This window comes from Azospirillum griseum (assembly GCF_003966125.1).
GTDB lineage: Bacteria > Pseudomonadota > Alphaproteobacteria > Azospirillales > Azospirillaceae > Azospirillum > Azospirillum griseum.
This window is the reverse complement of the sequence record NZ_RXMA01000032.1, coordinates 1-2,026: the sequence shown is the minus strand read 5'-3', so window position 1 is coordinate 2,026 and position 2,026 is coordinate 1. Positions and strand designations below refer to the sequence as shown.

Here is a 2,026-nt window from a genome sequence, read left to right as displayed (position 1 = left end):
CGGCCAGATGCGGACGAACGTCGGCCTCGACCACGCCGCACTCCCCGCTCTCGCGATCCACATAGAGCAGCGGCGTCGTCGGCAGGGTGAGCGCGGCGGGGGAGTCCAGCGCAATGGAAAACCGCTGCTGGCCCCGTTCGTCCGCCACCCAACAGGCCGTTCCCCGTCGCGTCGGGCCGGAGCGCAGCGGCGGGTTGGCGCGGAAATCCTGCCAATGGAGCCGCCCGGTTTTCAGCATCCGCTCGACCAGCCAACCGCTCCACTCCCCCCGCAGCACGCTGCCCTCGTCGCGCCGCCCCGCCACAGCCAGGGTGTTTTGGGCCAGGCTGGTCAGGATGGTCCGGTCGGATGGGGTCACAAACTTCACAGTCGCCAAGCTTCGACTCTGCTCGAAACCATAAGGTTTTTCGTCCGCGCCAAAGGCGCCGTCCTTGCGGATGGAGACGGAGAGCGGTTGAACCACCGCCTCGGCGCTGCCCGCTCCGCCGTCCAACCGCAACACGTACAAAAGCCGCTTGCGCACCGTCTCAGGATAGACCTCGCCACCGTCAATCGCCGCCGCGTCACTCAACCGTGACAAAAGCGCCTGCAAGGGCGGCGACAGCGCGGGGACCGCCGTTTGAGGCGGCGAAAACTCTGGGTCGCTCGGGACGCGCCGCGTCGTCGTCGGTGCCGTTGGTTCGTCGGAACTCAACGCCCAGGCGATCAGAGCGGCGGCGACATGCTTGCAATTGAAGCCAATCGGGCAATCGCACTCGCCCGAAAGCGCCGAAAGCGTGTTGCCCGCCCGCTGAAACCGGATGCTCTGCGTGTAGGGGATTCGGTGCGACCCCCGCACGGTCACGGACAGACGGATTGCGCCGTTCGCCAAACGCTGCGCCTGAAGAGCGGAAACCCGCCCTTCGCGCTGATAGGCGGCCCCCCGGCTGAAGGTGGCTGCATCGAAGAGGCGTTGGAGAGACGAGAGGGGGATCACGCGACGGATGTCCTTGTGGCCGGTCGCCGTTCAACAGGCCCCATCCTTTTTGGCGGCTGCGAGCGCGGTGTCAAGCCTGCGTCGGCGCGTTGCAGCGAGGCGACGAGTTCCGGAGATTGAACCGCCCCACCGCCGATCCGGTGAGACGAACGGAGTTCGGGCGTCCGAGGTCGAGCATGGGGGTGAGCGCGGCGGTGCCGATGGCGGTTTCGGCGGTCTGCGCTTGGTCGGTATGGAAGCGCAGCGTCGGTCCGAGGACCTGCTTCCAGCGGCCGATCTGTCCCTCAACCTTCGCCCTCGGATTGCAGCCGCTGGTCTTCGTCCGGGCCATGCGCCCGGTCTCGGCGATCGCGTGGATGTGGTGGTCGCGCTTGAGTGGGCGCGGTCGCGACCGTGTCGCTGAGCGCGGCGTCGGCCCGGGGCGGCACGACCACCGCCACTTCGGCACGGCGTTCGCGGACGGCAGCGTCATTGTCCGGGCGCGGCGACCAGCCCCCACGCATCGGCCCACCCGGACCCAACGCCCGCGATCATGCCCGCGATCCCTTCGTATCGTCCCGCTCCGCCCCCATGGAGCACGCTGAGATCATCGCCAGCCCCGATTCTGGCGGCTGGATCGGCGGCCACAATGAGCGCGCGGCGGATCGGCACGCGCAGGCGAGCGGCGGCCACGCAGTGGCCCGCTTCATGGACGAGAAGGACGACGATCAGCACGCCGCTCAAACCGCCTGCCGACGCCCATGCTCGAACCACAGCGCCATCACCTGATCGGTGTCCAAAAGTCCGACCGGGACATACTCGACGCCTCGCGTTCCGGCGATCCGGACATACGCGCGCGGCAGAACCGGCAACCCGGCGAACCGCTCATCGTCCGTGTTCGACAGGATGACGCGATGGGGCGAAAGCTGCGGGATGTCGCGCCAGAAAACCCTCCGCTGTTCGCGCTGCTTGCTGTCAACCAACGTAAGCATCCGCTGAGTGCCGCGGTCAGGCAGCTTTTTGCTGTTCGCGGATTGCCTTCCACTCCCATGGCAGGAGTTCGCGCAGGCG

General features: G+C 67.8%; 4 protein-coding genes. All 4 read right to left on the bottom strand.

Annotated features, from left to right (window positions below; translation table 11 throughout):
- A partial coding sequence (locus EJ903_RS27060) for an SWIM zinc finger family protein (RefSeq protein ID WP_174237350.1) occupies positions 1-976 on the bottom strand: 976 nt, incomplete at its 3' end.
- Between the two features lie 70 nt (positions 977-1,046).
- Positions 1,047-1,307, bottom strand: coding sequence for a hypothetical protein (locus tag EJ903_RS22490; RefSeq protein ID WP_126619687.1), 261 nt, complete (start codon positions 1,305-1,307; stop codon positions 1,047-1,049).
- A 137-nt stretch (positions 1,308-1,444) separates the two neighbouring features.
- Positions 1,445-1,690, bottom strand: a complete 246-nt coding sequence (locus EJ903_RS22485) for a hypothetical protein (RefSeq protein ID WP_126619685.1) — start codon at positions 1,688-1,690, stop codon at positions 1,445-1,447.
- A gap of 5 nt (positions 1,691-1,695) precedes the next feature.
- Positions 1,696-2,026 (bottom strand): hypothetical protein (locus EJ903_RS22480; protein WP_210211514.1); only part of this gene is annotated, 331 nt, incomplete at its 5' end.